The sequence below is a fragment of the Dactylosporangium sp. NPDC049525 genome (assembly GCF_040676755.1).
GTDB lineage: Bacteria > Actinomycetota > Actinomycetes > Mycobacteriales > Micromonosporaceae > Dactylosporangium.
The window spans coordinates 1-6,460 of record NZ_JBFAPO010000131.1 but is presented as its reverse complement, the minus strand read 5'-3'; the positions used below and the strand labels follow the sequence as shown (position 1 = coordinate 6,460).

General features: G+C 67.8%; 5 protein-coding genes. 4 read left to right on the top strand and 1 reads right to left on the bottom strand.

The genetic code is table 11. The features are described 5' to 3' along the window. On the bottom strand, positions 1-1,063 hold a 1,063-nt coding region (locus AB0K00_RS57365; RefSeq protein WP_363540090.1), incomplete at its 3' end, for an AMP-binding protein. A 185-nt stretch (positions 1,064-1,248) separates the two neighbouring features. Here AB0K00_RS57365 and AB0K00_RS57360 point away from each other — a divergent pair. The 4 genes from AB0K00_RS57360 to AB0K00_RS57345 are packed head-to-tail and all read left to right on the top strand — an operon-like array spanning position 1,249 to position 5,942. Further along, on the top strand, positions 1,249-3,063 hold the full coding sequence (locus tag AB0K00_RS57360; RefSeq protein WP_363540087.1) for a non-ribosomal peptide synthetase: 1,815 nt from the start codon (positions 1,249-1,251) through the stop codon (positions 3,061-3,063). 16 nt (positions 3,064-3,079) lie between these two features. Beyond that, the gene (locus AB0K00_RS57355) at positions 3,080-3,283 is read left to right on the top strand and encodes an MbtH family protein (RefSeq protein WP_363540085.1); all 204 of its coding nucleotides are present in this window, start codon (positions 3,080-3,082) and stop codon (positions 3,281-3,283) included. Between the two features lie 10 nt (positions 3,284-3,293). Continuing rightward, positions 3,294-4,673 (top strand): condensation domain-containing protein, encoded by a 1,380-nt coding sequence (locus AB0K00_RS57350; protein WP_363540083.1) that lies wholly within the window; start codon positions 3,294-3,296, stop codon positions 4,671-4,673. Between the two features lie 15 nt (positions 4,674-4,688). Next, the gene (locus tag AB0K00_RS57345) at positions 4,689-5,942 is read left to right on the top strand and encodes an NAD(P)/FAD-dependent oxidoreductase (protein ID WP_363540081.1); all 1,254 of its coding nucleotides are present in this window, start codon (positions 4,689-4,691) and stop codon (positions 5,940-5,942) included. Positions 5,943-6,460: the final 518 nt, after the last annotated feature.

Below are 6,460 nucleotides of genomic sequence, written 5' to 3'. Positions count from 1 at the left end.
GGGCGTTGGTTGGGGTGTAGCAGATGAGTCCTTCGGCCATGCCGTAGACCTGTTGGATGTGGCAGTTGAGGGCGGCCGCGATGCCGGCGGCGACGTCAGGAGCAAGGGCGCCGCCACGGACATGCAGGCTGCGCAGTGTCGACAGATCGGACCGCGTGTACGGGTGATGTTCTACCCACCTGCCGGCCAGTTCCGGCGTGACCGTGGCCACCGTGACGCCGGAGCGGGCGATCACATCGAAGGCGGTATCGGCACGGTTGGACGCCAGCAGCGTGACGCGCCCGCCAGCGTGCAGTGCGGACAGAATGGCAGCCAGCACGATGTGATGGCTGGCGTGCAGCACCGTGAGATAGACGGTCGTACTGTCAAAGCCTGTGGCGGCGGCGCTGCGCCGCACGCAGTACTCGTACGCCTCATGCGTGTGTCCCACGACCTGGAGCCCGCCGCAGTCGGCGTCGGAGAGCAGCAACAGCGCCAGGTCCGACGCCGCAGGAGCATGATCGTCCAGCCAGCGCTGCCGGATGACGGCGTCGCTGCCGGCGGCCAGCAGCGCGCCCAGGTCGACAGTGCCGGGAGCCGGCCGGTCGCTGATCACCAGGATCGGGGCCCGTTGCGGCAGGACCCGGACCACGCGCTGCGCCACCCCCTGAAGGTCGACCCCGCGCCAATGCTGCTGCACGATCACCGCGGCCGCATCAACATGGGCACCGACGGCCGCCATCGCGAGCTCGCCGTGCTCCATCCGCATCAGCACCGGCACCACACCGAGTCGGACACACGCCATGATGACGACCACGAGGGCCGCGCTGTTGGGCAGCTGCACGAGCACCGCGTCACCACGGCACAGACCGAGCGCGGACAGTCGAATCGCCAGGTGGTCGGCGCGGCCCGCGAGCGCCTGATAGGACACTGTGTGCCCGCGATCGACCAGCGCAGGCCGGGATCCCCACCGCTCGGCGTTGGCCCACAGGTAGGCGCCGAGCGGCTGCCCGCGCCAGCATCCGCTGCGGCGGTAGTGCCGGGCGCGGTCCGCGGGCCAGCCGACGACATCGTCATGTTCCATGTGCGGGGTACTCCTCCGGCGCTTCGACCTGCCGACCGGCGCGGCCGCGGGCCAGCAGAGGCAATCGTGGACGTACCGGGCCGACACGGCACCTTCGCCTTTGCGGTGTGTCGCAGGTGCGGCCGACGGCATCACGGGCACGGCAATGCCGGAGGTGCGGCCGTCTGCCGCCGTTGCCTAAATTCATGACGGCCATCACCAATTCTGAGGTCGGCCGGAGGGTCATTGTGTCCCAAACGATTCACGAGGTATTCGAAGCAAGAGCTGAACACGTGCCGGACGCAGTAGCTGTCAGATCCGCCCACCTGACGTGGACATATCGCGAACTGAACGAGCAGGCGAACCGGCTGGCGCGCCACCTGCGCACCCGCGGGATCGATGCCGGCGTGCCGGTCGCGGTCCTTATGGAGCGCTCGCCGGATGCGGTCCTGGCGTTCCTTGCGATTCTCAAGGCGGGCGGGGTGTACCTCCCTGTGCATAGTGCCTATCCCCGGGACCGGCAGGAATGGATCATCGAGCAGTCCGGCACCCCGCTGCTGCTCGTCGACGCGGCGACGGCGCACCGCGGTACCCCCGCCTCAGTGTCGAGGGTTGTCGTCGCGGAGGCGCTGGCAGAGTCCGCAGGGGCCGATTCGAAGCCCGTAAATCGGGTGAACGGCGACTCGCCGGCGTACGTGATGTACACGTCGGGATCCACCGGGCACCCCAAAGGTGTCGTCGTGGGTCATCGAGAGACCGTGCGTCTGATGCTGGACCCGAGCTGGGAGCCTGAACGGCACCAGCGAGTGCCGTTGCTGGCGCCGTTCGCGTTCGACGTGTCGCTGTACGAACTGCTCATGCCGCTGCTGCACGGCGGCTGCGTGGTCGTACCACCGCCCGGCGAGCTGCAGATCGCGGGGCTGCTGCGGCTCATCGTGGAACACCGGATCACGGCGCTGCACCTGACCGCCGGGCTGTTCCGCGTGGTTGCCGAGGAGGCGCCCGAGTGCCTTGTCGGCGTTCGTGAGGTCCTCACCGGTGGTGACGTCATCGCGCCGAGCGCGGTTGCCCGCGTGCTGAAGGCGTGTCCCGGCATTGTCGTGCGCACCCTGTACGGCACCACCGAGGCTACGATCTTCAGCACGCAGGCGGCCATTGAGGGAAATCTGTCCGCGACGACCAGCGTCGACCTGGGCCGGCCGTTCGAGGGCGTCGAACTCCGCGTGCTGGACGAGCGCCTCGACCCGGTTCCGGCCGGTGTCGTCGGTGAGCTCTATCTGGGCGGCGTTGGCCTCGCGCACGGCTACCTGGGCCGTACCGACCTGACGGCCGAGAAGTTCGTAGCGGACCCCGCGGGGGCGGCGGGGTCGTACATGTGCCGCACCGGGGATCTCGTGCGCCGATCGGACGACGGCGGTCTGGAGTACGTCGGCCGGGCGAACGACCTCGTCAAGATCTTCGGCTTCCGGGTTGAGCTGGCTGAGATCGAGTCGGTCGTCGCGGCCTATCCGGGTCTGGCGGACGTCGCGGTCGTCGCGCGTGACGCCGGCAACGGCGAGAAACGCCTCGTGGCCTACATCGTCCCGGCCGCGGCAGGCGAACCGGACCTCACTGCCCTACGTGAGCACGTGCGCCAGGCTCTTCCCGAGTACATGGTGCCCGCGGCGTTCGTGGTCATCGGGCGCTTGCCGCTGACCGCGAACGGCAAGATCGACCGCGATGCGTTGCCGAAGCCGGACTTCAGCGCCACCGCCTCCTATGTCGCGCCGCGAAATGAAGAGGAGCGCGCGATCTGCGGCCTGTTCATCGAGATGCTCGGCACCGGCAAGGTCGGCGTCGAAGACAACTTCTTCGACCTCGGCGGGCACTCGCTACTCGGTCTGCGCCTGCTCAACCGTATCCGCGCGGAGTTGGGTGTGGAACTCGATATCAGCCGCCTGTTCGACACGCCCACGGTCGCAGGGCTGGCCGGCGCTGTACGGGCCTCCAGCGCGTACACGTCGGCGCCCGACCAAACCTGAGATCCGAGGAGAACAGATGACCAACCCCTTTGACGATGAGGACGGCAACTTCATCATCCTGGCCAACGAGGGAGGGCGGCATTCGCTGTGGCCGGCGTCCATCCCGGTTCCGTCCGGCTGGTCTATCGCGTTCGGACCGCGCGAGCGCGCGACGTGCCTGAACTACGTGAGCAAGACATGGACGCAACTGCGTCCGGCGCCCGCGTCGGACCCGGCCTAGAGAGACCACCATGACGTTGCAGCAGTCTGCCATCACCGGCGAGGAGCCGGACGCACGCATCCCACTGTCGACGAACCTGGCGATGCTCTGCCTGTTCGACAAGGGGGAGACCGACGGCGCCTTCGGGCCGCGGCACCTGGTCATCCTGGGCTGGCGGCTCACCGGACCACTCGACCTCGCTGCTCTGCAGGGTGCCCTCGACGACGCAGTTGCGCGGCACGAGATCCTGCGTACGGTGATCGTTCGCGACGACGGCGAACCGTACCAGAAGGTCCACCCGCCCCGGTCACCGCGCCTGGAAGTCGTCACGCTGGCCGCCGACGAGTCACGCCCCCGCGACGTCGTGGTGGACGAGTTCATCAACGGCGTCGAGGCCAGCACGATGAGCGTGAACGAGCTGCCGCACCTGCGCGCTGTGATCGGGCGGTTCGACGACAAGGACGCAGTGCTCACGCTGATCACCCATCACATCGCCAGCGACGGCTGGTCGCTGCACGTGCTCCTGCGTGACATCGCGGCGTTCTACGCCGCCCGGCGCGGGTTCGGCGAGCCGGGCCTGCCGCCGGCCCGCCAATACGGTGACTACGCCCGCTGGCAGCAGAAAGACCTGGCTGATCCGTCCGCGGACCTGAAGCGTGCGTACTGGCGTGAGAAGCTCAAGGGCGTCGAGATCACTGACATCCGGGCCGACCGGCGCCTGACCCCGCAGACAACGGCGGTCTACTCAGTGTACCGCTTCGTCATCGGCGAGGAGCTCACCGCGGGCACGCTCAACCTCGCCCGGACGATGCGCAGCTCACCGTTCATGGTGTTGCTCTCCGCGTTCAACGTTCTGATTCACAAGATGACCGGCATCACCGATCTGGTCTCCTCGACGATCACTTCGGGACGCGTCGACCCGTCGTTCAACGACACCATCGGGCCGTTCTTCAACCTGGTGCCGCTGCGCACCGACCTGTCCGACTGCCGCAACTTCATGGAACTGGTCCGGCGCACCAGGGCCACCTGCCTCGAGGCGTACGCCAACGAGCTGCCCTTCGGCGACATCGCGGCCCAGGCGCCCGACCTGACCAACACCTACACCCGCGACAACGGTGCCGTGTGCGCCTTCCAGCTGCTGCAGAACCCGGCGATGACCGAGCCCGAAGTGGTCGGGGACATGCAGTACGCCGAGGTCCGCGAGCGGTACCTGTCATGCGCCGAGACGTCCGACATCCCCAACGGCGTGCTGTGGGGCATGGACATGATGTCCAACGGGAAGATCGGCGGCACCATGCGGTTCAACAGCAAGCAGTTCGATGAGGCCACCATGGTGCGCATGGTCGACGACTATCGGCGGATCCTGGCCAGTGGCGTGGCCGATCCGCAGCGTCCGCTGTCCGCGCTCTGACCGAACAGGAAGATCATGACCGAGTCTGAGGACCAGTTCGATGTCGTGGTGATCGGCGGCGGCCCGGGTGGATCGGCCACCGCGGCGCTGCTTGCGCTCAAGGGCTGGCGGGTGCTGGTGCTGGAGCGCGAGAAGTTCCCGCGGTACCACATCGGCGAGTCGTTGATCACCGGCGTCCTGCCGACGCTGGAGAAGCTGGGCCTGCGGGAGCGTCTCGACGCAATGGGATTCACCCGCAAGTACGGCGGCACGCTGCTGTGGGGAAAGAACCAGGGGACCTGGGGCTTCCGCTTCACGCAGTCGTCGCTCTACGAGTACGCCTACCAGGTGCGACGAGCCGACTTCGACGCCCTGCTGCTCGCCCGCGCCCGTGAGCTAGGGGTCCTCGTGGTCGAGGAGGCGACCGTCAAGGGACCGGTGTTCGACGGTGAGCGGGTCGTCGGTGTGACGTACACGGAACGCGGCGACAAGAACCCAAAGACCGCACGTTGCACCATGCTGGTGGACGCCTCCGGGCAGAACCACCTGCTGGGCAAGCACTTCGACTTGATCCAGTGGCACGAAGACCTGCGCAATATCGCCGTCTGGGCCTATTTCCAGGGCTGCAATCTGTACGGCGGGACCAAGGCCGGCGACATCGTGGCAGAGAACCGCCCGTCGGGATGGTTCTGGTTCATCCCGCTGTCCGACGGTACTGTCAGCGTCGGCTACGTCACGCCGATCGAGGAGTACAAGGCCTCCGGCAAGCAGCTGGAGGACATCTACGCCGAGGAAATGGAACGCACCGAGGAGATCAAGACCCTCACCGCAGGTGCACGGCGGGTCAGTGGCTTCCGCACCATCCGCGACTGGTCGTACACCTGCGAGCGCTTCCACGGCCCGGGATGGGCCCTCGTCGGCGACGCGGCCGCGTTCGTCGACCCGCTGCTGTCCACCGGCGTTACCCTCGCCCTGCGCGGTGCCGGAGCCCTGGCCGAGGCGATCGACGTCGTGCTGGACGACCCGTCCACCGAATCCAAGATGTTGGACTGGTACGAGAACAGCTACCGAACGTTCCTCGACTCGATCATCGACTTCGTCCGCTTCTTCTACGACCGCACGAAGCACAAGGAAGAGTACTGGGACAAGGCGCAGCAGACCATCGACCCGCAGAAAGCGCGACCGCGGGAGATGGACTTCGCCACGATGCTGTCCGGGCTCACCGGAGTGAACGACATCTTCTACCGTCCACCGGTGCAGAAGCAGCCGCCAGCGGCGCCAGCCGGTTGAGCCTGCGGCGACACTGCCGCAGCAGCACGGTGATCGCCGTACGGTCGTGGACCGGCACCTGGTGAGGTGCCGGTCCTTGCCGTCGTTACGGCCGCCCGCCTGCGTGGGCGGATCACTGACGGCACGAGCCGGACGGGAGTTGCGGAGGTCCGGCCAGCACGTGCCTGCCACCGCCGCCAACCGCCCGCAACTGTCTAGGGCGAACATGGTGGTCTGGCACGGAGCCGCAGATGGTGCGATCGGCCGGCGAGGCGTGGACGGTGAGAACGCGGCCGACCGGTCCGCAGCGAAATTCGCGACGGACGCACGTCATTGACACCACCCTGGCCGTGCGTCAGCTCCCGGGTGATGCAGGCCGGTGGGGCACGCGGCGGCCGGGCACGCGAGACACCGGGCATGTGGGAGCGAGCGGCGCCGGCGCGAGGGCGAGCGAGTCGAGTGGCGGGGTGAGGTTCGTTGAGAACACGACGGCGGCCAGACCGCGCCGCACGCTGACACGGCGGCCAGACCGCGGCGCG